Genomic DNA, 23202 nt, shown 5'->3' on the forward strand with positions numbered 1-23202 from the left:
GCAATAGCAGGCAAAGATCTCATCGACCTTTGCCTGGGCGGCCGGGGCCGCCCTGGCTTTCGAGCATCTGCGGAAAACGTCTGTGGACGACCCAGAGCATATGTCGCGATTCTGTAGGGGTCGACTCGAATTCAAAATGTGAACAAAAATTGTCGCGGCCGGGGTTGAAACTGTTTAATATAAGACATGAATGTCTCATTGATGGGCGCGCATGGCCGCCCATCGGGCGGGGAAGCCAGTCTCGGGGTTAGGCGGGTTGTCTATACCCGGTGGTTGCGTTGCTCCGTCTGCCGGCTCCGGTGTGATGTCAAAGGGCGCCCTGAACAGCAAATTTATGCTGAAATTCCGTGCCTGGGTGCACCCGTCGCACGGTTTGGGTTGCGTCACCACTGGTTGTGGTCACGCGGAGAGGTGCCCACCGGGGATGGGTTGAATGGGCTTTCCAAACTCGGGGATTTTCCGCTGCTCTGTGGTCCACAGAGCCTCCGGTCCGTGCCCCGAAGATGTGCCTCTGATAGTTCGGCGGGCAGCGCAACTACGGGCGGAACTGAGATTGGTTTTGAAAAAATACTAGGTTGCATACAATTTGTTGCCAGGGCGCATAGGTGTAGTTAGCCTCTGGCATGCTTCGTATGATCGAGGCAATCTGATCAATGACAGTCTGCTTATCCCTAGGCATAATATAGTTTCGGTGTTGGGGCGGCGGTAGATCCCCATTATCGCTGTCTTGGTGATTGTCAGTTCGGCACTGGTGGTAGCGCGGATGCAACCCGAAAATGGTGACCTATGAGGTGTTTGATTCTGGAACCTATGCGGATATTGACCACCTCGACCCGGAAGTCATACCGCGTGACCTCAACAAAATGGAATTGCCGTGGCCTATCACTGTCAGGTTGACAGCAGCATCGGTCGCCCCGATATTGGTAGCCCAGGGTGATGGTTCGACGATACGTGGTCGTATTAGCGTTGATGGCGAGGTTAAGGGGTGAACGTACTTCGAACGGTGTGAATGCGCAGACCTTTTGTCCGGTGGAGGGGCTAGGCCAAAATCGCAGGAGAAGCCGGGTAGGCCAGCAGATGCACGCTGCCTACGACGCGAAGCGCGGCAAAAATCAGTCCCCAGACACCGCAGCGAGTCGATCCACGATCCTGGCAAAATCACGATGCTGAAGAATCAGACAACGTCGTCGTACACACCTCTTGGCTTGGCCTGCGTTGGTTTACCCGGGCACGGATAGGTCCGGCAGGGACGATGGGTAGTGGAATGGCAACGGGGAAATCCTCATCGAGTGAGTGGATTTCAGCCTCGCGGATGATCGTGGCTAGCGCTAGGCTCGCTTCGAGCATGGCGAAATGATCCCCGAGGCAGGAACGCCCGCCGCCTCCGAATGGCAGATACTGCCAGCGGTCGCGGCCTTTGGATTTCTTCGGAGCGAACCGATCGGGATCGAACGCTAGCGGATCGTCCCAGAGTGCGGGGTCGCGGTGCATGGCGTACACACCGACAAGACAGTAGGTGCCAGCTTGCACGCGATACCCATCGACCTCGATATCTTGCATGGCTCTTCGCGCCACCGTGGGGCCCGGCGGGCACAGCCGCATAGCTTCTTGCAGCACTTGGATCGTGTATCCGAGGCGAGGGACATCGGCAGGCGTTAACGGACGATCGCCCAGCTCAGCGGCCTCAGCGGCGACTCGATCCTGTAGCTGGGAATGTCGCCCTAGCGCCCACAGTGCGTAGGTCAGCACCGTCGAGGTGGTGTCTTCGCCGAGGATCATGAAATAGACCATCTCGTCACAGATCTGCTGGTCAGACAAGGACTCTCCGGTGTTGGGGTCAGTCGCATCAATCAGGGCCCTAATCAGCGGCGCTTCTCGACTCGGATCAGCCCGGCACGCCGCCAGCATGTCGGCCGCGATCTTGTACATAGCGTCGTAGGCGCCCCGAGCCCTTCGTCGCGCTGGGGTCGGTAGCCAGTGCGGCGCGCGCACAGGTCGTGCGGAACGATCAGCCGCCCATTTCGCCGCCAATGTCACGCCAGTGGTTATCACGTCAGCCTTGTCCTGTAGGTCCAGCCCAAAAACCGAGTGCCCCACCACGCGAAGAACCAGCGCGTGAGAAGCCGCGTTCAGATCGACCTCCGCGCCGTCAGGCCATCCCAGGAGTATGTGATTGGCTGCCTCGGACATGTGTCCAGCAAATCCGGCGACGCGCTGCTTGGTGAATATCGGCTGCAGTGTGCGCCTTCGTGGAAGCCAGGTGTCGTGCGGGAGGTTCAGCATGCTCTCGCCGATGGCGCGACGCAGATCCTTCAGGAGTGGCAGCGTTCCTCGGTCCGACAACGCACCTGAGCGCCCCAAGACGTCGCGAGCCCCTTGGGGTGAAGTGACCATGACCATTGGTGGTACGAGCCGTTTGGGGCCCAACCAGATACGAGTCACCGACCCACCCGCGTCACGCAGGGCCTCACTGCCAACATGAAGCGTCTTGAGCGCCTTCAGCTGTTGCCAGTAAGGCAGTGGGTTTCTCGGCGCCAAGGGCAAAGAACGGACATCGGGCGAAACAGCCACCAAGACAACCCTTTCAACCAAATATCTCGTCGGACGTTGAGTTCGATCAAAGGCACTGAACTCCATTTGGCCAGCCCGAAGCCTTTCGGTCGCTGTACTGCCGACAGGGCGAGAGGCTGCTGAGATTTCGACACCAATCAAAGAGCTTTGGCCTCAATGGATTCTCAATGAATCTGGATGACCCAGCATGGTCGCGTTGGTTTCTTCCCCGACCGTCCCTGCCGGGCCGCGATATCGACGATCTGCTCACGTCAGGCTGCGCCGTACATGCGTTCGTGTTCGGAGATCGCTGTTGATCGGAACGGGCGGGAGGTTTCGTCGGGAGGCTGTGGTGGTTGCCGTTGGTGGGTAGCGTGAGGTTGCGCGGTCTGCGATAGTGCGTATAGCTCAGCGGGATTCGCGTTGCCCGTGCTGCACGGTGCTGGTCGGTGGGGCGATGTTGCTGATGGCCGGGAGTGTCGGGTCTTGCGAATAGTTCTGCTAGACAACCTGATCCGTAACTTAGCATCGCAATTTGCTGTTGTGACAGGTCCCTAGCGGCGTCGCGAGGGCCAGATGCAACGATGCGGTGTAGCTGTTGCCCCGAGTTGGCTCACTTTAGTGCGCCTCGTCAGCGCGGATTTTGGTCTTGACCGTGCGGGTTCCAACCCGGCACGACGGACACCGGGCTCGTCGCAGACAGGCCGTTCCACGGATGCGTCATCTGCGAGGACGTGATCGGCAGCGGCTCGGAATCCGCCGGCGAGGCGCCGTATTAGTGCGCAAGCCTCGGCTAAACCATTCCCAAAGTTCAAGGCGCCACAGCTAGCGCGAACCGCCAATCGTGAGCCAAATCAAGGACAGGCCACCTCAACGGTGGCCGGCGCGCCCGTTACCGCAGGTCAATCCGTCACGGCGTCGGTGATCTATCACCCACAGCAAATGGGTGCTGACCCTGACCCTGGCGACCTTTACGGGGGTGCTCGCGGTCGTGGGAGTCTGCCGGTTGCGGCGGGCGCGACAATCGCCCAGCGCGCCTGCCGACAACAGCTCGGATCTCGCGCGCTAAGCGGTTTTGCGGACCAGCGACAACATCAGCTGACGGCGACTGCTGTTGGCCTCAGCCAGGTTGCGCAGCGCCTCGTGCACCGAATGTGCGACCGGAAACATCGTTGCCATGTCCTCACCCAGTAGCTCAACCACGGCCGGGCCTGCGACCAAGGTCCATTCCGTTCCCGCGGCGTGGCACTCCTCATCGATGGCGGCCAGCAGCGAGATCCCGGCCGGAGAAAAGTGACTGACGTCGCCGACATCGAGTACCACCGGGTTCGTCCCGTGGATGAAGTGCTGGATGCGCTTGGTGACCTGATCGACATTGACGGCATCGATCTCGCCCCGGATGGTCACGATGGTGGCCAGGTGGCGGCAGTGCGCGCGGACCACCGCGCCGCTGCACTCGAAGGTGCCATCTTTCTGTCGATCGGCGAAGCTCGACGCGGTGATCGCGATACCCATCAGCGGCCCCCATTCCCGTTGGCGTTGCGTAGCTCGGACCCGACCAAATTCTGTCTCCCAACGCTGCACGTCAAAACTAAGGAGACCAACAGTTGCGTCTAACTCTTTGCTAAAGATGTGAGGCCGGCGACCCGCCGCGCGCTTCCCAACCGGTGCACAGGCTTCGTGCGGCATTTCGGGCGAGCGGAGCTGCTAGGCTGCCGATTGCCCGTCGGGGGGCTCGTGAGGTGGCTGGATCCCCGGGTCAGCCGCACTAGCAGGCGAACCAGACAGCGGATTTCTAGATGGAAAGAGCGCGGAAAGACCATCGTGCGCAGCCCAATGCTTCAGGGTGAGATCAAAGCCCTGACGGGACTCCGCATCGTCGCCGCGGTGTGGGTGGTGCTGTTTCACTTCCGCCCCATGCTGGCCGATGCATCGCCGGATTTTCGGGAGAACCTCGCTCCGGTGCTCAACTGCGGCGCACAGGGCGTCGACCTGTTCTTCATCCTCAGTGGGTTCGTGCTGACCTGGAACTATCTCGATCGCATGGGCCATTCGTGGTCGACGCGGGCGACCCTGCACTTTCTGTGGCTGCGGCTGGCCAGGGTGTGGCCGGTGTACCTGGTCACCATGCACCTTGCCGCGCTGATGGTGATCATGACCCTGCACGTGGGGCATGTGCCGCTGCCCGAGGTCGGTCAGCTCACCGCGGTCAGCTACATACGCCAGGTGCTGATGGTGCAATTGTGGTTTCAGCCCTTCTTCGACGACTCCAGCTGGGATGGGCCGGCCTGGTCGATCAGCGCGGAATGGCTGGCCTACCTGCTGTTCGGCGCACTAGTTCTGGTCATCTTCCGGATGACGCATGCCACCCGGGCGCGCAACCTGATGTGGTTGGCGTTCGCGGCGTCGTTGCCCCCGGTGATCCTGTTGCTGGCCAGCGGCCAGTTCTACACGCCCTGGAGCTGGTTGCCCCGAATTGTCACCCAATTCGTTGCGGGTGCGCTGGCCGCCGCCGCCGTGCGCCGATTGCGGCTGACCGACCGGGCCCGGCGGGCCTCCGGCTACCTGTCGGTCCTGCTGATCGCTGCCATCGTGGGCATCCTCTACCTGGTTGACGCGCACCCGATAAGCGGAGTCGTGGACAGCGGCGGGGTGGTCGACGTGCTGTTTGTGCCGTTGATAGTCACCCTCGCGGTCGGCGTGGGTAGTCTGCCGAGGTTGCTGTCGACTCGGGTCATGGTTTACGGCGGTGAGATCTCGTTCTGCTTGTACATGGTTCACGAGCTGGTGCACACGGCATGGGGTTGGGCGGTGCTGCAATTCGAGCTCACGCCGCAGGACAATCCGTGGAAATGGAATGTCATCGGCCTGCTCGTGATCGCCGTGGCGGCCTCGGTACTGCTGTACCACTTCATCGAAGAGCCGGCCCGGCGCTGGATGCGTAGGATGGTCGATGTCAGAGCCGTGACGGCCAGAATCGAGCCCAGCGAGCCGGTGAACGGTAAGCGCAATCAGGCCGATGGTGCGCTGGAAGGGTTTTCGGCTCGCGCGGTTTGAACAGTGGCGCGCTTGGCCGTGATTCATCGGGCGTGACACGTGGGATGCGTCATTTGCGAGGTAGCGACGGGTTCCCCGTATGATTTGATTTGCGTGCGGCACACAATGATTCGGTCTGTGGTGGAGGTGGTGGTGAGTCGTCTGGTCATGGTCGTGATCGGTCTCACCCTGCTCGTCGGTGTGGTCGTTGGATTTCCGCTGCGCCCGCTGCACCCGGCGCGGGCGCGGGCATACGACGCCCTGACCGTGGACTATCGGCTCAGCCATATCGCGGTGATCGGTGATTCCTACACCACCGGCACCGATGAGGGCGGCCGGGGACCGAATGCGTGGACTTCTCTTGCCTGGCGGGAGCTGGCCCAGCGAGGCATGCGGATCAACGCCGACGTCGCCGCGGAGGGCAGGGCCGGTTACGGCATGCCCGGCGACCACGGCAGTGTGTTCGAGGATCTGACCGCCGGTGCGGTCAAACCCGACGATGCACTGGTCGTGTTCTTCGGCTCGCGCAACGACCAAGGGGTGGACCTAGGGCTGCTCGGCGACCGGGCGCGCAATGCATTCGACCTGGCGCACCGCGTCGCGCCCTCGGCGCGGCTACTGGTGATCGGACCGCCATGGCCGACCCCTGACGTACCCATTCCGGTGTTGCAGATTCGCGACGTCGTCCGCGCGGCCGCCGGGTTCGCACAAGCCGAGTTCGTCGATCCGATCGCCGAAGGCTGGTTCTTTGACCGCCCCGACCTGATCGGCGCGGACGGTGTGCACCCCAACGACGCCGGACATGCATATTTGGCGGATAAGATTGCGCCGCTGATCGGCGCGCGGCTGGCCGGTTAATTCCAGGTAACTTGATTAGCTCCAAACGCGAAGTTGCGCTGGGTGTTTAGCGAGCATGCGGCTGACTTCTCAGTCTTCGGCGTGCCGTTCGTAGTCCCAACGCTCAAGGCGCGCTTGCAATTGCATGAGGCCGAGTCCCGCGAGCGGCGTGACGACCGTGGCGAATACCAACAGCATCGGACTCATATCTGAACCTCCAAAGCTCTTTTATTCCTAGCACGTTCGGCGCCCCCGCGTGGTTCATTCGCCAGAAAACTCGCCGAGGAATTTGGCCGTGATGACCGGCAATCGCCCGGGTCAGCCCGCGGCTAGGGCACGATCGGCGAGCGCGCCGATGACGGGTGCCAGCAACTGCGCGTATTCGGTCGTCAGGTGATTGTCGTCGCGGAACACCAGGGTGTTTCCGATGATCGTGGGGCAGCGATCCAGGGTGCAGAACAGGTCGGTCAGGTCCGCGTAGTGGCCCCCGCCGGCTTCGGTGGCAGTCTGTTCGGCGGCGACGCCGCCGGCGTTGGTAGCAGCGGAGCGCGACGGTGCGCATGCGCCGGCGTCGTCGAGATGGGCGGAAAGGCAGGTGGGCACCGACGACTGCGGATCCGCGACGGGCCCCAGGACCAGGACGCTCGAACCATTGCGACGCAGCTGCGCCACGGTCCGGTTCAAGGTGTCGATCCATGCGGGGTCATACGAGGCGAAGCTGAAGTCCGGTTGATAGCGCCGGCTCATGCTCAGCACCACCAACCGTGGCCGTTCGCTCTGTAGCCGCCCCATGATCTCGCCGCGCCACTGTTCACACTCGGTGTACTCGCGGCCCAGATACGGGCTGAGGATTGGTAGATCCTGCATCGGGCAGGTCACTTTGGCCAGCGTTTCAAGGCGCCAGTGGCGCTGTTCGGCAACCAATTGCAGCGCCGGGTCCCACATCGCGGCGTGCGAGTCGCCGACCAGGGTCACCGTTGTCGGCGAGCCGGTGTCGGCCGTTGCGCACTCGCTTTGACCGAGGTCGCGCCAGGAGCGCAGGCACCCGTTGACGAACACCGCCGCCTTGTCGCCGGGCGCGGCGGCCAGCGGTGGATTCAGATTGGACGGGACCGCGCCCAGGCCGGCGGAGGCCGCGACCGCCGCGCGCACCGCGGCGAACGCCTGCTGGACCGCCGCCTCCTGTGGGCTGAGTGCTTGCGGGGGTAGCGCGGCCGGGGGCAGCGCAATGATCTTGGCTTCCGGGGCCGCGGTTCCATGGCCGACCGGTACCGGTATGGCGGTGAGCAGCAGCGCGCACGCGCACGCCGCGGCCGCGGTGGCCGCCGCCGCCAGTGTCAGGCTGGCTCGGACCGATCGCAATGCCGCGGTGAACCGGCCTGGATTCTCGACCAGATACATCGTGATCACCGCCAGGCCGGCGGAGACGGTCGTAGCGGCCAGCCGGGCCGGCAGGCCCGCGGGGTCGCCGAGCAGCGGCGGCAGGAGCAGCAGCACCGGCCAGTGCCAGAGGTACCACGAGTAGGACACCCGGCCGATGGCGCGCATGACGGGCCGGCACAGCACCCGGCCGACCCCCATGGCACCGGTGACGCAGCCACTGCCGATCACCAGTGCGGTGCCCAGTACCGGCAGCAGCGCCGCCGTGCCGGGATACGGGGTGTTCGGGCCCAGTTGGGTGCAGGTGAGTAGCAGCAGCGCCAAACCGCCCCATCCGACGATGGTCGCCGGGACCAACGGAAGCCGGCGCCACTGCTGCATTGTGAGGGCAACCAGGCCACCGACGGCCAGCTCCCAGGCCCGGGTCGGCAGCGAGAAGAACGCCCATGGCGGCGAGGTGCGGGTCCAGATTGCCGCGGCTGCCAGCGATGCCGCCGTCACCAGCACCAGGACCACCGCGTACGGGGTGGCGCCGCGGTTGTTCTTCCCGATACGTCGTAGCAACCACGCGGTTGCGATGATCAGCGCCGGCCAGACCAGATAGAACTGTTCCTCCACCCCGAGCGACCAGTAGTGCTGGAACGGCGACGGCGGCAGATCGGAGGCCATGTAGTCGGTGCCTTGCACGGCGAACCGGTAGTTGCCGACGTAGAGGGCGCTGGCGATGCCGTCCACGAAGACCCGCCGTGCTTGTAGCGGCGGCAGCACAATGGCTGAGACGATCGCCGTGGCGACGCCCACGGTTGCCGCGGCCGGCAGCAGCCGGCGAGCGCGCGCACCATAGAAGCGGCCCAGCGCGACCGTATTCGTGGTGGTCACTTCGCGCCAAAGCAGCCCGGTGATCAGGAAACCGGAGATGACGAAGAACACGTCCACGCCGATATAGCCGCCGGAGATCCCCGGAATACCCGCGTGGTACAGGACAACCGCCACCACCGCGATCGCGCGCAGGCCCTCGATGTCGGGGCGAAACGCGATTCGCGGACCGGGCCGCTGCGCTGCGCGGAGCTGGCTGGCGGACCGATCCTGCCGGATTGTCATCAACGTCGTCTTGTCATCAATTTGGTCGGTTCGTGGGGGCCGCACGCATGGCTAGGACGCCATCCAGGCGAGTTCACCGGGAAGGTGCTCGCGCCAGTACTCCGCGTCATGCCCGCCGGGGGAGAAACTGCCCGCCGGTGGATTCTTCAGCTGGTTCACGAATTGGCGGGTGGCGAAGTAAAAGCGGTCGCTGGTGCCGCAATCCACGCGCAGTGGAATCTGGTTGAGCGCCGGCAGACCCACCACGCGGTGCGCCATCCAATCGTCGTAGCTGTCGAAGGCTCCCGGTGCGCTGCCGGTGAAGGAGCTGAACAGGGCCGGGCTTATCGCACAGATCCCCGCGGTCCGTGCCGGGCCCAGCCGGGCCCCCAGCAGCAGCGCCCCGTATCCGCCCATCGACCAGCCCAGAAAACCTACCCGGGAGGTGTCCATCCCCATCGCGGCCAACATCGGCAACAGCTCCTCGAGCACCATCGCGCCGGAGTCCCCGCCGGAGGCCCTGCGGTGCCAGTAGGAGGTCTTGCCGCCGTCCACGCCCACCACGGCGAAGGGCGGCTTGCCGGACTTCACCAGCTGTGCGAGGCCTTCTTCGACACCGAGGTCGAGCATCATGCCTGCGTTGCCGTCCTTGCCGTGCAGGGCAATAACCGGACGCAGCAAGCCGGTCTGGCCGGGCGGAAGGGCGATCACCCAATTCGTCTTGATGCCGCCGCGAGCAGCCGAGATGAACGAGCCGGACAACCTGGTCGGCAGGCTGCTCCCGGCCGCCGGGGGCTCAAACGGAGCGGGTGCCTGCGGTGGGGCCGCCTTGGGTTCGAGGGGATTCAGCCATGCGCTCAGCGCCCACATCCCGGCGGCTCCTGCGCTGGTGCCGGCTCCCATGCGCAGCACCGCGCGGCGGGTCAGGTCAGCCACGAGCGCCATGATGCCGTGCCGACACCGGGTTTCCGGCCGAGGCACGCCGGACAACCGGGCAACGTAATTGTCGCGTGACATCCCGGCGTGCCCGGTGAGCGCGGCTAACCCACAGCGAGCCGTTGTGTAGCGATGTTGCCGAAAAGTGCGGCGCGTAGATTCCGTTGTGGAGCAATGCGATGTGACCAGAGATGGCGGGCCTTGTTGCCCGGGACCTATCCAGGAGGTGCACCGTGCCGGTGAACGCGGTTGTGGGATACGACGGCTCGCCGGGGGCGAGCACGGCGATAGAAGCCGGTGCGTTGTTGTTCCCAGGAGCGCGCGGATGGATCACCTATCTCTGGGTTCCGCCGTTCGCCAGCGAAAAGGTGCGCCGGCGTCTGCGGCCCATGGCCAGCAACACCAACGAGTTGGTCGAGATGGTGGAGCGCGAGGGGGAGCTCGAGGCCCGGCGAGTGGTCGCGATGGGCGCGACCCTGGCCCGTGCCGCCGGATGGGATGCCGAGCCGGTGCTCAAGCGCACTTGGGGGCCCGAAGGACTGCGCATGGCCGAGGAGGCCGACGAAGTTCAGGCTGACCTGGTACTCGTCGGCACCCGGGGGCTCGGCGGGACGCAAGCGGTACTGGGCAGCGTGGCTGACATGGTGCTGCACCGCTGCCCGCGACCGGTGGTCGTGGTGCCGAATCCGATGCTGGCTGCCGAATACGACGCCCTGCCGAAGGGGCCGATGGTGGTGGGATGGGACGGCTCGGCCGGCTCGGAAACGGCGTTGGCGGCGGCCAGACGCCTGTGCCCGGACCGGGAGGTGGTGTTGGTGTTCGTCGGCGACGGTAGTGCGCCTCTGCCCGCGGCGGGCGTGGGAGAGCTTCGGCAGCTGAGTGTCGAACGTGGTCGGGGTTTCCACGCTCGAGCCGTCTCCGAAGCGCTCGTAGCGGCCGGCCAGGACAACGGCGCGGCCCTGCTGGTGGTCGGCTCGCGGGGACATTCCGGCGCGCGCGAGACGTTGCTCGGCAGCGTCGCAATGGGCACCGTGCACCACTCCCATCGGCCGGTCCTGGTGGTGCCGAGCGGGTGGCAGGTTCCCGCGGACTCCTGAGCGCGGCCGGGGCGCTTGGACCTAGGTCCGCGCGGTGGGTGACTTCCGGCTCTGACCCGCACGGGTTTGATCAGGCAGGGTGGGAGCCATGACGTGTCGGTTTCCTGGCGAGGTGAGGTGATTGTCGGTATCGGTGACCGCCACCGCGGCCCATCACGGTCTGCCGGCCCACGAAGTGGTGCTGTTGCTGGAGACCGATCCGCACCTCGGATTGTCCGATGACGAGGCGGCCGAGCGACTGCAGCGATTCGGGCCCAACGCCCTGCCGCTGGCCAAACGTGGTGGCTTGCTGCTGCGCATTCTGCGGCAGTTTCACCACCCGCTGATCTATGTGCTGCTGGTTGCCGGGGCGATCACCGCGGGCTTGCAGGAGTACATCGACTCCTCCGTGATCTTCGGGGTGGTCGTCCTCAACGCAATCGTGGGTTTCATTCAGGAGTCCAGGGCCGAGTCGGCGCTGGAGGGGCTGCGGTCCATGGTGCGCACCCAGGCCACGGTGATTCGGGACGGCCACGAGCACACCGTGGCTTCCGAAGATCTCGTTCCCGGAGATTTGGTGCTGCTCGAGAGCGGCGACAAGGTGCCGGCCGATCTGCGACTGGTGCGAGCAACGGAACTGCACCTCAACGAGTCGGCGCTGACCGGGGAGTCGGCGGCGGTCCATAAATCCGTGGCCGTACTGCCGGAGGCAACTCCGGTAGCGGACCGACTCAACATGGTCTATTCGGGCACCTTGGTTACCGCGGGCCGGGGCGCGGGCATTGCGGTCGCGACCGGCGCCGAGACGGAACTGGGCGAAATTCATCGCCTCGTCGGGGCCGCGGAAACGCTCATGACGCCGCTGACCGCCAAACTCGCCTGGTTCAGCAAGGTCCTGACCATCGCCATCCTGGGTCTGGCGGCGGTCACCTTCGCCGTTGGGCTGCTTCGGCAGCAGGACGCCGTCGAGACCTTTACCGCCGCGATCGCGCTGGCGGTCGGTGCGATTCCCGAAGGTCTGCCGGCCGCGGTGACGATCACCTTGGCGATTGGGGTGGCCCGCATGGCCAGGCGCCGCGCCGTCGTCCGGCGCCTGCCGACGGTGGAGACGCTGGGCAGCACCACGGTGATCTGTACCGACAAGACCGGAACGCTGACCGAAAACCAGATGACCGTTCAGGTGATCTGGACCCCCGACGACGTCGTTGAGGTGACCGGTACCGGCTACGCACCCGACGGCATTCTGCAGGACTGCGATGGCGCACCGATGTCGATGGACGCGAACGCGGCGTTGCGCTGGTCCCTGATCGCCGGGGCGAGCTGCAACGATGCCGCGCTCACCCATGACGACGCGCGCTGGGACATCGTCGGCGATCCCACTGAGGGGGCGATGCTCGTCGTTGCGTCAAAGGCCGGGCTCGACCTCGGGCGGCTCGCGTCCGGAATGCCACGAGAGGCGGCCATCCCGTTCAGCTCCGAGCGCCAGTACATGGCCACGTTGCATCGCGACGGTGCCGATCGTGTGGTGCTGGCCAAGGGCGCGGTGGAGCGAGTGCTCGAGCTGTGCAGCTCGCAGATGGGTGCCGACGGCGCATTGCGCCCGCTGGAGCCTGGCGCGGTCGTGGACGCTGCCGAAATGCTCACCGCCCGAGGTTTGCGGGTCCTGGCCACCGCGGTGCGAGTTGGCGGCAGTCCCCTGGAGCTCAACGAAGACACGCTGCCGGGCGACCTGGCGTTCACCGGGTTGCACGCGATGCTCGATCCGCCCCGGGGGGCCGCGCGGCGTGCGGTGGCGGCCTGTCACACCGCCGGCATCGACGTGAAGATGATCACCGGTGATCACGCCGGCACCGCCACGGCGATCGCGGCGCAGGTGGGGTTGCTCGACGATGGCGGACCCGGCCCGGGTGCCGTTCTTACCGGCCCTGACCTCGCCGCGCTGGACGCCGAAGACTATTCCGACGCCGTGGACCAGGCCATCCTGTTCGCCCGGGTCTCGCCCGAGCAGAAGCTGAGACTGGTCCAGGCCCTACAGGCCAGAGGGCACGTGGTCGCGATGACCGGCGACGGCGTCAACGATGCGCCGGCGCTGCGGCAGGCCAGCGTTGGTGTCGCGATGGGCCGAAGCGGCACCGAGGTCGCCAAGGACGCGGCTGACATGGTGCTGACGGATGACGACTTCGCCACCATCGAAGCTGCGGTCGAAGAGGGACGCGGGGTATTCGACAATCTGACGAAGTTCATCACCTGGACACTGCCCACCAACATCGGTGAAGGGTTGGTGATCCTGGCCGCCATCGCATTCGGCACCGCCCTGCCGATCTTGCCGACTCAGATCTTGTGGATCAATATGACCACCGCGATCGCGCTCGGACTGATGCTGGCATTCGAGCCCAAAGAGGCGGCCATCATGTCCCGTCCGCCGCGCGACCCGGACCAGCCGTTGTTGACGCGCACGCTGGTGGGGCGCATTCTGCTGGTCTCCACGCTGCTCGTGGCCTCAGCCTGGTGGCTGTTCGAATGGGAGGTCGGCAAGGGCGCCAGTGTCGAAGCGGCCCGAACCGCGGCGCTGAACCTCTTTGTTGTCGTTGAGGCGTTCTACCTCTTCAGTTGTCGGTCGCTGACCCGCTCGGCCTGGCGGATCGGCTTCTGGTCCAACCGCTGGATCATTTTTGGGGTCGCTGCTCAAGCGATCGCCCAACTTGCCATCACCTACCTTCCCGCGATGAACGCGGTCTTTGCGACGGCGCCGATCGGCGCCCCGGTATGGCTGCGCATCTTCGGCGTCGCCACCGTGGTCAGCTTGGTTGTGGCCGCCGACAAGTTGGTGCGCAGGATAGCCCCAGCACGTCGCAGGTAATTCTGACCTACGTGCACTGTTGCTCACGGATATCACTAGACTCAACGGTGCGGTGCGGGAGCGATGGGCTGGTGCGGTTTTTGGTCCGCTTCCCAGAAGTGGCACATAGGTGCTGTCGGGATGGCGTCGTTTTCGCTCGGCGGAATGCATCGCAGGATTGAACTCGCCCCCGGGCCCGTGGGTGGGTATCGAGGCATTCCATGGCCACAAGTACACCGCGCGCGATCGGGTCGCGGTATTTGCGTGCGGGCTAGCGGAGAAGAAAGGCTAGATGACTAGTTTATCTATCCATCAAGAAAACGCTGAACTGCAATTGAACGATCAAATCTACGGCGACGATCCGTTGTCCGACCGTGAAACGGGACTTTATCGCGCTGAATACGTGATGAGTTTTGTGGAGAAATGGGACGAGCTGATCGACTGGGATGCTCGCTCCGAGTCCGAGGGGCGGTTCTTTGTCGACGTGCTGCGCGCCCGTGACAAGCAGAACATTCTCGACGTCGCGACGGGCACCGGGTTTCACTCGGTGCGTCTCACCGAGGCGGGATTCAATGTGACCAGTGCCGACGGTTCGGCGGCGATGCTGGCCAAGGCATTTGAGAATGGTCGCAAGCGGGGCCTCATCCTGCGAACCGTGCAAGCCGATTGGCGGGAGCTGAACCGCGACATCCAGGGCAAGTACGACGCCATCATTTGTCTTGGCAACTCGTTCACTCACCTGCACGACGAGCACGATCGTCGTCGGGCCCTGGCCGAATTTTATGCGGCATTACGCCATGATGGAATTCTCATCCTCGACCAGCGAAATTATGATGAGATACTCGATCACGGGTTCAAGTCAAAGCACAAATATTACTACTGTGGTGATCAGGTGACGGCGGAGCCGGAATATGTCGATGAGGGCCTCGCTCGTTTCAAGTACGATTTCCCGGACGGCTCGGAATACACGCTGAACATGTTTCCGCTGCGGAAGTCCTATGTTCGTCGCCTGATGCGCGAAGCGGGCTTTACGACGGTGCGCACCTACGGGGATTTCCAGGAATCCTACGAGGAGACCGAACCCGATTTCTTCATCCATGTCGCGGAGAAGTCGTTGGCCAGTGAGGCGCTGGCCGAGCCCGATATCGATGCGGCGTTGACCGGCACCCGGGCCGAACCCGAGGCCTACTACGACAGCGATGACGCCAACGCCTTCTACTCGATGATCTGGGGCGGCGAGGACATTCACGTCGGCTGCTACGAGGACACCCGCGATATCGGGGCGGCCGCGAGAGAGACCGTGGACCGCATGGTGCGCCAGTTGACCCGGTTCGACGGCGATACCCGGGTCTTGGACCTGGGTGCCGGCTACGGCGGCTGCGCCCGGCACCTCGCCAGCGACTACGGCAGTTCGGTGACCTGTCTGAACATCTCCGAAGCGCAGAACGAGACGAACCGTGAGCGCAACCGCAATGCGGGCCTGGACGCCAAGATCCGGGTGGTGCACGGCAGCTTTGAAGCGATTCCCGAGCCCGACGGCAGCTACGACGTCGTCTGGTCGCAGGACGCCATCTTGCATGCCGCCGACCGCCGAAAGGTGATCGAGGAGGCGTTCCGGGTGCTCAAAGCCGGTGGCGAGTTGATCTTCACCGATCCGATGCAGGCCGACGAGGTGCCCGACGGTGTGCTGACGCCGGTGTATGACCGGCTGAACCTGGCCGACCTCGGCTCGATGCGTTTTTATCGCGAAACCGCGCTGGCGGTGGGTTTCGAAGTGGTTGATCAGATCGACCTGGTGCACAACCTGGGGGTCCACTACCAGCGGGTGCTCGAGGAACTCGAGACCCGCCGTCGTGAACTCGATGAGCATTCGTCCACCGAGTACCTGGACAAGATGCGGGTCGGCCTGCGGAACTGGGTGGACTCCGCGCGTGAGGGGCACCTGGCCTGGGGCATCCAGCACTTCCGCAAGCCCGACTGACGTACCCGAGCCACCCCGGCAACTCGGTCGCACACCGATTTGCCGGGGTGGCCCGTTTCGTGAGTCAATCGGTCGATGCGCGGGCTGGACCGCCCCGACCTCCTGGAAGGCAGCCGTCAATAGATAACCGATTAGGACTGCGGCAAGGGTTAACGCAGCGTCAGCTCAACATGATTGCGATCGGCGGTGTCATCGGGGCCGGCCTTTTCGTCGGGTCCGGTGTGGTCATCCGCGCTACCGGTCCCGCCGCCTTCCTGACCTACGCGCTGTGCGGTCTGCTGATCCTTCTGGTGATGCGGATGCTCGCCGAGATGGCCGCCGCCAATCCGTCCACCGGGTCGTTCGCCGACTTTGCTGCCGACGCCCTCGGCGGCTGGGCCGGGTTCTCGGTCGGCTGGCTGTACTGGTACTTCTGGGTGATCGTGGTCGGCTTCGAGGCCGTCGCCGGAGCAAAAGTCCTGATGTACTGGATTCATGCGCCGTTGTGGCTGCTCTCGTTGTGTCTGATGATCATGATGACGGCGACGAACCTGTTCTCGGTGTCGTCCTTCGGTGAGTTCGAGTTCTGGTTTGCGGGCATCAAGGTGGCGGTCATCGTGGTGTTCCTGGCCCTCGGCGCCGCGTTCGCCTTTGGTTTGCTGCCGGGTCATCATATGGATTTCGGCAACCTCACCTCACACGGCGGACTTTTCCCCAAGGGCGTGGAGCCGGTCTTCGCCACCGTTGTGATCGCGATCTTCTCCATGACCGGAACCGAAATCATCACCATCGCGGCCGCCGAAACGCCTGACCCGGAATATGCGGTGCAGCGAGCGATGAGCACGGTGATGGCCCGCATTGCGGTGTTTTTCGTCGGGTCGGTCTTTCTGCTCGTCGTGATTCTGCCGTGGGACACGATCGACCCCGGCGCCTCGCCCTATGTTGCGGCCTTCCAGCGCATGGGGATTCCCGGCGCGGACCAGATCATGAACGCGGTGGTGGTCACCGCGGTGCTGTCCTGTCTGAACTCGGGCCTCTACACCGCGTCGCGAATGATGTTCGTGCTTGCCGGGCGACGGGAGGCGCCCGCCTCGCTGGTGAAAGTCAGCCGTCGGGGGGTGCCCTACGTGGCCATCCTGGCCTCGTCGGCGGTGGGCTTTTTGTGCGTGATCATGGCCTGGGTCGCGCCCACCACGGTATTCATCTTCCTGCTCAATTCGTCTGGTGCGGTTCTGCTTTTCGTCTACCTGCTGATCGCTTTCTCCCAGATCGTCTTGCGCGGCCGAACCCCACCGGAGAAGCTGCGGGTGCGGATGTGGTTTTTCCCCTGGCTGCCGATTCTCACGGTGGTCGGCATCGTCGTTGTGCTCGTCCGCATGGCTTTCGACGACGCCGCGCACAGCCAGTTCTGGCTCAGCATGTTGTCCTGGGTTGCCGTGCTCGGGATCTACGGGGTAACCAGGCTGATCAACCGCAACAGCCGGATGCGGCCCCGGGGCCAAACCAGCGAAGTGTGACAACCCCTAATCCGAATTCACTGCGCTCCATTGCCGTTCGATCGACTTGACCAACGCGGTCAGTGTCGTGTTCACCGGTGTCGGCACCCCGACCCGGGCGCCGTGGCGACCGACCGCGCCGTTGATCACGTCTATCTCGCTGGCCCGGCGCGCCTCGTGGTCGAGCAGCGCCGACGGTTTTGCGTTGGGCATTGCGGCGCCGAAGGCGCGCGCGTGTGCGACGGGGTCGGTGACGGCAACCGCGATCCCTGATGCCCGCGCCACTGCCCACGCTTCCCTTGCCGCCGCACGGCTGACCGGGCCCATCTCCGCGTCATCGAGCACCTGGCCCACGGTCATCCCGGTCAATGCGCATGGCGCGCTGTAGGCGGCATTGCAGATCAGCTTTTCCCACTGCATCGCGGCGATATCGGTGACGGCCGCGGCGTCGAAGCCCGCCTCGGTCCAGGCGTGGGCAATGCGCTCGACGGTCTCGTGCGGCAGCGACGAATAGGCGCCGAAGCGCATCGCTTTCATCGCGTTATGGTGCACGTGCCCGGGCGCGAGCCGGGCCGCGCCGAATCCGCTTGCGATCCCAACCGCGACCCGCCGCTCGCCGACGATGTCGGCGACCGTCTCGGCCGAACCGAGACCGTTTTGAATGGTCAACACTGGTGTGTCGGCGCCAAGCATGCACAGCGCTTGCCGTGCGCCCGTCGCCACGTCCGCGGCCTTGACGGCAAGCACCACCAGGTCCATCACCTCGGTGGGCGCAGTAGTGGCTGCTCGCAGCGACACCAGCTGGTCAGTGCCGGGGCCGCTGACTCGCAGACCGGTTCGGGTGATCTGGTCGACGTTGGGTTGGTGACGGTCGATCACCGCGACGTCGTTGCCCGCTCCGGCGAGTCTGGCGGCGTAGATGGAACCCATTGCACCGCAGCCGATTATCGCAATCTTCAACGCACTCTCCCGGGGCTACCTCGTCAGTTCGCTGATCAGCTCGCCAAGGCCGGGTTTGCGTTCGAGCCCGAACCCCGGCGCATCCGTGGGCACGATCTGCCCGTCGCGCAACACGCAGCCATCGCAATAGCCGCCGAAGGGCTGGAACACCCCCGGATAGGACTCGCATCCGCCCAATCCGAGGCCCGCGGCGATGTGCAGGTTAATCATGTGTCCGCCGTGCGGGTATGCGCAGCGGCGGTCGAACCCGTGCGCCTCGATCAACTCGAGCATCCGCACGTACTCGCCCAACCCGTAGCTCAGGCCGGCGTCCATCTGAAAGATGTCACGGCCCGCGCGCATGCCGCCATAGCGGACCAGATTGGTTACGTCGGGTACCGAGAACAGGTTTTCGCCGGTGGCAACGGTGCCCGCGTAGCAGCCGATCACCGCACGGTTCAGCTCGAAATCCAATGGGTCACCGGGCTCTTCGTACCAGCGCAGTCCGTAAGGGGCCAACGTCGCGGCCCAGCGCGTCGCGGCGGCCCGGTCGAACCTGCCGTTCGCGTCCACCGCCACCCGATCTGCGCCCACGACGTCGATGACCGCCTCGATGCGCGCCAGGTCGTCGCGCTGCGCCACGCCGCCAATCTTCATCTTGACCGCGTCATAGCCCAGATCCAGATAGCGGCGCATCTCATCGCGCAGGGCGTCCAGGCCGCCGCCCGGGTAGTAGTAGCCGCCGGCGGCATACACCGAGACCAGCGGGGCCGGATCCCGTCCGAAGTGGCGCGCGATGGTCGCGTATGCGGGCTCGTCATTGAGCTTGGCGGCCAGATCCCAGCACGCCAGTTCCACGGCGGCGGCCGCGCCGGCCCGGTCCCCATGTCCGCCGGGCTTCTCGTCGCAAAGCGCATGCCGCAGCACAGCGGCCGGGTCGAGGTGTCCGCGCTGGTCCAGCAGTGCATCTTCGGGCGCCGCGAGCACGCGGGGGATCATTCGGTCGCGCAGGATCCCGCTTTGGGCGAATCGCCCAATCGAGTTGAAAGCCACCCCCGTCAACGGTTTTCCGTGCCGGATCACGTCGCTGACCACGGCGACGAGCGAGACCGTGTGCTGGCTGAAGTTGACGACCGCGTTGGCGGGTCCACCGAGTAACCGGACCGGCCGCTCCAGGATCGCGACGATCCTCATCACCCGGGTCTCAAGGAGTCCGGGTCAGTAGCACGGCGCTCTCATTTGCCCTGGGTCGAATCGCGCGAGGCGTTCGGGGAATTGCATGTCACCATCCAACTCGTTGCGCAGGGCTGATCTCAAGGTCATGGGCATTACTCGCGGCAATTCGCCCACTGCGCACGCGAACGGGTGGACTATCGATCAGACAGAAGTGTCGAGGAGGTGGGCCAATGATCCGCGCCGTGTGGAACGGAACCGTGCTGGCAGAAACGCCCCGGACGGCAAGGGTGGAGGGCAATCACTATTTCCCGCCCGAATCGGTGCATCGGGAGTACTTGCGGGAAAGCTCGACCACTTCGCTGTGCCCCTGGAAGGGCGTGGCCCACTACTACACCGTCGTGGTCGACGGCCGTACGAATCCCGACGCCGCCTGGTTCTATCCGCGTCCCAGCCCGCTGGCTCGTCGCATCAAGAATCATGTCGCGTTCTGGAACGGCGTGGATGTCGAAGGTGAACCCGAGGGTGAGGCGACCGGCCTGGTGTCTCGGGTGGCCGGCTGGCTTGGCGGCAAGCGTTAGCGTCGGGAAAACCAGCCCCTGCTGGTGTTGCGTTGTTCCAGGAGTTCCGGTGCCTGGGTGCGCACCGCGTCGATGACTTGGCCGGCCGTCGGGTTGACCATCGCCACGTCGCCGACCACCACGGTCGGCACCGTCTCGTTGCCGTCTGCGACTGAGCGAACCGCCGCGGCCGCATCTGGATCCGTCCAGATGTTGATCTCTCGGGTCGGTAGCCCGCGCCGGCGGAGCCCGCGGCGCAGGCGCCAACAGAACGGACAGCCAGGCCGCCAATAAACCACCACTTCGTGCTCGCTCATAACCTCACGTCCTCGCCCAATGGACCACTGATGGCCAGCGTGATACCCATACTGCACGCAGGCAACGGCCGCGCCGGCCAATCCCAGAAGTGATCGCGGCCGTCAATCCGGTGCCGCCCGGTCGTCCAAGAGGCGTTCGGGATGGTGGTAGTCGTTGGTGCGGGCGCCGCGACGAAGTTGGGGTGGCGGGAGCCATGCGGTGCGGCTGTTGGGGAGCTTTGTTGTCTGCCAGCTCTTTCCGGCAAGCCTGTGGTGCGGCGTGCAGGCGAAGGTGAGGTTGTCGACGTCGGTCGGGCCCCCGGCGGCCCAGTCGGTGAGGTGGTGGACTTCGCACCAGTAGCCCGGTGCGTCGCAGCCGGGGTGGGTGCAGCCGCGCTCGGCGGCGTAGAGGACCACGCGCTGGTCGGGCGAGGCGACGCGCCGGGTGCGCCCCAGATAGAGGGGCCGGTTGGAGTGCTCGTCGAAAACGGCCAGATAGTGGTAGGCGTGCCGGGCCATGCGGATGACATCGCGCATGGGTAGCAGGGTCCCTCCGCCGGTGACGGCGCGGCCGGTGGCCGCGGTGAGTTCTTGCAGGGTGGTGGAGACGATGACGGTCACCGGCAGCCCGTTGTGAGTGCCCAGGGCCGGGTCACCGAGTTGGCCGCGCACCAGCGCGTTGAGGGCGTCGTGTTGGCGTTGGGCGGGGCGGCGGGCGTCGGTGGTGGTGGCGTCTTCGGTGGGTTCGCCAGTGATACAGGGGTTTTGGTTGTCGGGGTTGCACATGCCGGGAGCGGCGAAGCGCGCCAGCCAGGCGTCGAGGTTGGCGCGCAGTTCCGGGGTGGCGATCAGTTTCCCGATGCTCATGCCGTCGCGGCGTTGGGCGCACCAGGTGAAGCCACGCTGACGTGCCCGGTCGGCATCGGAGAACCTGCCGTCCGGGTTGATCAGCAGGGCGCAGCGGTGTGCCGCCTTTTCCAGTTGGTCGGGACGCAGTTGCAGGGCCTGGTGGGCCAGCAGCTTCTCGGCGCCCGCAACGATTTGCGGCGCGGTGTCCTGCGGTAGATCGCGCACGAAGGTCGCAATGACGTGCAGGTGCTGGCCATCGAGCTGACCGTCGCGCCAGGCCCGCGCGGTGGCGGGCAGTTTCGGGGGCAGCACCTGCCCGGTCAGGGTGGTCCGGGCAGACAGTTGTTGAGCATCACGCAGCCGGCCACGGGCGTCAGCGGGGGTGATGCGTAGCCAGTCGGCGACGACCTTGGTCACCGGCCCACCGATGGCGGCGGGATCCTCGGTGTACAGGCCGGCGATCACGTCGTGGCTGATCACCGCCTGCAGCCGTCGAGCGGTTTCCAGCCGCGCCAGCATGCGCAGCCGCTCGACAGGCTGCAGACCCTCGAGGTTGGCTTCGCCGATCGCCGCCACGGCGGCATCGAGGGCGTCCAGAAGTCCGGCAATCGAACACATATTCGAATGCTAGATCGTCCGCACTGGTAGCCACCACGCCAAAGCGGCCGGTTGTGGATGAACGTCCGGGTGTGGATAGATTCAGTCGCCCGGATGAGATCGCGATTAGCCTGGCTTGGTGCAGGTGGGCCGTGTGAGTCGGATCGACGAGGCGCACACGGCGGCGTGGGGATGGCGGTGACCACCGGGGCTCGCTCCGAGCTGCAGAAGGCGCTGGGGCAGCGGTCGGCCGTGCTGTTCGGTCTCGCGTATATGACGCCGATCATCGTGCTGGGCATCTTCGGGGTGATCGCCGAACGATCGAAGGGCGCCAGCGCCGGGTCCTACCTGCTGGCCACCGTCGCGATGCTGTTCACCGCGCAGAGCTACGGGGTGATGGCACGGCACTTTCCGGTCGCCGGCTCGGCCTACACCTACGTGCGCAAGGTGCTGGACGCCCGGGTGGGCTTCATGGTCGGCTGGGCGGTCCTGTTGGACTACCTGTTTTTGCCGTTGGTGATCTGGCTGATCGGCGGCTCCTATTTGCAAGACCGGTTTCCCGCCGTGCCGTTTTGGACATGGATCGTGGGCTTTGCCGCCCTGACCACCGTGCTTAACCTCATCGGGCTCAAAGTCGCCGACCGGGCGAACTTCATCCTGATGACGTTTCAACTGCTGATCCTGGCCTTCTTCGTGGCGCTGACGATTGGGTATCTGGTTGGTGACTCGCGGTCACTGCTTTCACTGACCCCGTTCACCGGCAACGGAGGGTTTACGGCGATCACCGCGGGAGCGGCGGTGGCCGCCTACTCATTTCTGGGTTTCGACGCTGTCAGCACGCTGACCGAGGAGACCCACGATGCCGAGCGCACCATCCCGCGGGCCATTGTGCTGATCGCGCTGATCGGCGGGGCCATCTTCGTCACCGTCGCCTACGTTGTCAGCCTGGTGGCCCCGGGCAGTTCGTTTCCCGATGCCGATTCGCTTTCCGAGGGTGTCGCCAGGACCATCGGCGGCAATCTGTTCGCGGCGGTCTTCCTGGCCGCCTTGATCATCGGCCAATTCACCTCCGGGCTTGCCGCGCAGGCGGCGGTCTCGCGCCTGCTCTATGCGATGGGTCGCGACGGCGTCCTGCCCAGGCGGGTGTTCGGCGTGGTCTCCGCGAAGTTTCACACCCCGATGTTCAACATCGTGCTGACTGGCGCGGTGGGCATGGCCGCGATCCTGCTCAGCGTCGCAACGTCGACGTCATTCATCAACTTTGGTGCGTTCACGGCCTTCACGCTGGTCAACGTGTCGGTGGTGGTGTACTTCGTGCGGGAGCGCGGGGCCGGGTTGCCCCGATGGCGCTATCTGGTGCTCCCGGTGATCGGCGCCGCCGTCGATATCTACCTGCTTGCCCACCTGGCATCCGACGCGTTGATCGTCGGATTGTCCTGGGCCGCCATCGGCTTTCTCTATCTGCTGTGGCTCACCCGCGGCTTGACCAGGCAGCCACCGGACCTGGCGGGCGCGGCCGAGCGCGGGTAGCGAGCTTACGAGGCAGCGGCAAGTCTTACACCCTGTAGTTGAACCGGTCGGCGAGGCTGGGACACTGG

17 protein-coding genes are annotated in these 23202 nt (G+C 65.0%); 9 read left to right on the plus strand and 8 right to left on the minus strand.

From position 1 onward, the window contains the following. The first annotated feature begins 776 nt into the window (after positions 1-776). Positions 777-989 carry an MmpS family transport accessory protein gene (locus CCUG20998_RS28075; protein WP_231389847.1) on the plus strand — a complete coding sequence of 71 codons (213 nt, stop codon included), beginning with the start codon at positions 777-779 and terminating at the stop codon, positions 987-989. A gap of 169 nt (positions 990-1158) precedes the next feature. Here the strand turns inward: CCUG20998_RS28075 and CCUG20998_RS04015 are convergent, their stop codons facing one another. Together CCUG20998_RS04015 and CCUG20998_RS04030 are read right to left on the minus strand one after the other, a co-directional pair. Beyond that, positions 1159-2571: a cytochrome P450 gene (locus CCUG20998_RS04015; RefSeq protein WP_081651145.1), complete on the minus strand. Its 1413-nt coding sequence runs from the start codon at positions 2569-2571 to the stop codon at positions 1159-1161. A gap of 1044 nt (positions 2572-3615) precedes the next feature. Beyond that, on the minus strand, positions 3616-4065 hold the full coding sequence (locus CCUG20998_RS04030) for an STAS domain-containing protein (protein ID WP_020731792.1): 450 nt from the start codon (positions 4063-4065) through the stop codon (positions 3616-3618). Between the two features lie 321 nt (positions 4066-4386). Here CCUG20998_RS04030 and CCUG20998_RS04035 point away from each other — a divergent pair, with 321 nt between their 5' ends. Together CCUG20998_RS04035 and CCUG20998_RS04040 are read left to right on the plus strand one after the other, a co-directional pair. After that, positions 4387-5607: an acyltransferase family protein gene (locus CCUG20998_RS04035; protein ID WP_172607100.1), complete on the plus strand. Its 1221-nt coding sequence runs from the start codon at positions 4387-4389 to the stop codon at positions 5605-5607. A 132-nt stretch (positions 5608-5739) separates the two neighbouring features. Further along, positions 5740-6444 carry an Rv0518 family GDSL lipase gene (locus tag CCUG20998_RS04040; protein ID WP_369797338.1) on the plus strand — a complete coding sequence of 235 codons (705 nt, stop codon included), beginning with the start codon at positions 5740-5742 and terminating at the stop codon, positions 6442-6444. 297 nt (positions 6445-6741) lie between these two features. Here CCUG20998_RS04040 and CCUG20998_RS04045 read toward each other — a convergent pair whose 3' ends face one another. Together CCUG20998_RS04045 and CCUG20998_RS04050 are read right to left on the minus strand one after the other, a co-directional pair. Continuing rightward, positions 6742-8904, minus strand: a complete 2163-nt coding sequence (locus tag CCUG20998_RS04045) for an acyltransferase family protein (protein ID WP_038578825.1) — start codon at positions 8902-8904, stop codon at positions 6742-6744. 51 nt (positions 8905-8955) lie between these two features. Continuing rightward, positions 8956-9828: an alpha/beta hydrolase gene (locus CCUG20998_RS04050; RefSeq protein ID WP_020727513.1), complete on the minus strand. Its 873-nt coding sequence runs from the start codon at positions 9826-9828 to the stop codon at positions 8956-8958. 224 nt (positions 9829-10052) lie between these two features. On the opposite strand from CCUG20998_RS04050, the gene CCUG20998_RS04055 reads away from it, so the two are divergent. The 4 genes from CCUG20998_RS04055 to CCUG20998_RS04070 all read left to right on the plus strand — a co-directional run bounded on the left by CCUG20998_RS04055 (position 10053) and on the right by CCUG20998_RS04070 (position 17211). Then, a complete protein-coding gene (locus CCUG20998_RS04055) occupies positions 10053-10916 on the plus strand; it encodes a universal stress protein (RefSeq protein WP_020731796.1) in 864 nt (287 codons plus the stop codon). Between the two features lie 121 nt (positions 10917-11037). Further along, complete coding sequence (locus CCUG20998_RS04060) at positions 11038-13755, plus strand: cation-transporting P-type ATPase (RefSeq protein ID WP_036457248.1); 2718 nt, start codon at positions 11038-11040, stop codon at positions 13753-13755. 271 nt (positions 13756-14026) lie between these two features. Continuing rightward, positions 14027-15715, plus strand: a complete 1689-nt coding sequence (locus tag CCUG20998_RS29415; protein ID WP_036457250.1) for a glycine/sarcosine N-methyltransferase — start codon at positions 14027-14029, stop codon at positions 15713-15715. A 170-nt stretch (positions 15716-15885) separates the two neighbouring features. Further along, positions 15886-17211, plus strand: coding sequence for an amino acid permease (locus tag CCUG20998_RS04070; protein ID WP_020731800.1), 1326 nt, complete (start codon positions 15886-15888; stop codon positions 17209-17211). A 6-nt stretch (positions 17212-17217) separates the two neighbouring features. Here CCUG20998_RS04070 and CCUG20998_RS04075 read toward each other — a convergent pair whose 3' ends face one another. Together CCUG20998_RS04075 and CCUG20998_RS04080 are read right to left on the minus strand one after the other, a co-directional pair. Next, positions 17218-18150, minus strand: a complete 933-nt coding sequence (locus tag CCUG20998_RS04075; protein WP_020731801.1) for a ketopantoate reductase family protein — start codon at positions 18148-18150, stop codon at positions 17218-17220. Between the two features lie 15 nt (positions 18151-18165). After that, complete coding sequence (locus CCUG20998_RS04080) at positions 18166-19323, minus strand: enolase C-terminal domain-like protein (RefSeq protein WP_036457252.1); 1158 nt, start codon at positions 19321-19323, stop codon at positions 18166-18168. A gap of 212 nt (positions 19324-19535) precedes the next feature. Between CCUG20998_RS04080 and CCUG20998_RS04085 the strand changes: the two genes are divergently transcribed. Then, on the plus strand, positions 19536-19883 hold the full coding sequence (locus CCUG20998_RS04085) for a DUF427 domain-containing protein (RefSeq protein ID WP_012392796.1): 348 nt from the start codon (positions 19536-19538) through the stop codon (positions 19881-19883). Here CCUG20998_RS04085 and CCUG20998_RS04090 read toward each other — a convergent pair. Together CCUG20998_RS04090 and CCUG20998_RS04095 are read right to left on the minus strand one after the other, a co-directional pair. Beyond that, positions 19880-20179 (minus strand): glutaredoxin family protein, encoded by a 300-nt coding sequence (locus tag CCUG20998_RS04090; RefSeq protein ID WP_011738913.1) that lies wholly within the window; start codon positions 20177-20179, stop codon positions 19880-19882. The two genes, CCUG20998_RS04085 and CCUG20998_RS04090, sit on opposite strands and share 4 nt — an antisense overlap. Positions 20180-20281: 102 nt before the next feature. Continuing rightward, on the minus strand, positions 20282-21625 hold the full coding sequence (locus CCUG20998_RS04095) for an HNH endonuclease signature motif containing protein (RefSeq protein WP_020731804.1): 1344 nt from the start codon (positions 21623-21625) through the stop codon (positions 20282-20284). Between the two features lie 171 nt (positions 21626-21796). On the opposite strand from CCUG20998_RS04095, the gene CCUG20998_RS04100 reads away from it, so the two are divergent. Further along, positions 21797-23134 carry an APC family permease gene (locus tag CCUG20998_RS04100; RefSeq protein WP_036457255.1) on the plus strand — a complete coding sequence of 446 codons (1338 nt, stop codon included), beginning with the start codon at positions 21797-21799 and terminating at the stop codon, positions 23132-23134. Positions 23135-23202: the final 68 nt, after the last annotated feature.

The sequence above is a fragment of the Mycobacterium marinum genome, assembly GCF_003391395.1.
Taxonomy (GTDB): domain Bacteria; phylum Actinomycetota; class Actinomycetes; order Mycobacteriales; family Mycobacteriaceae; genus Mycobacterium; species Mycobacterium marinum.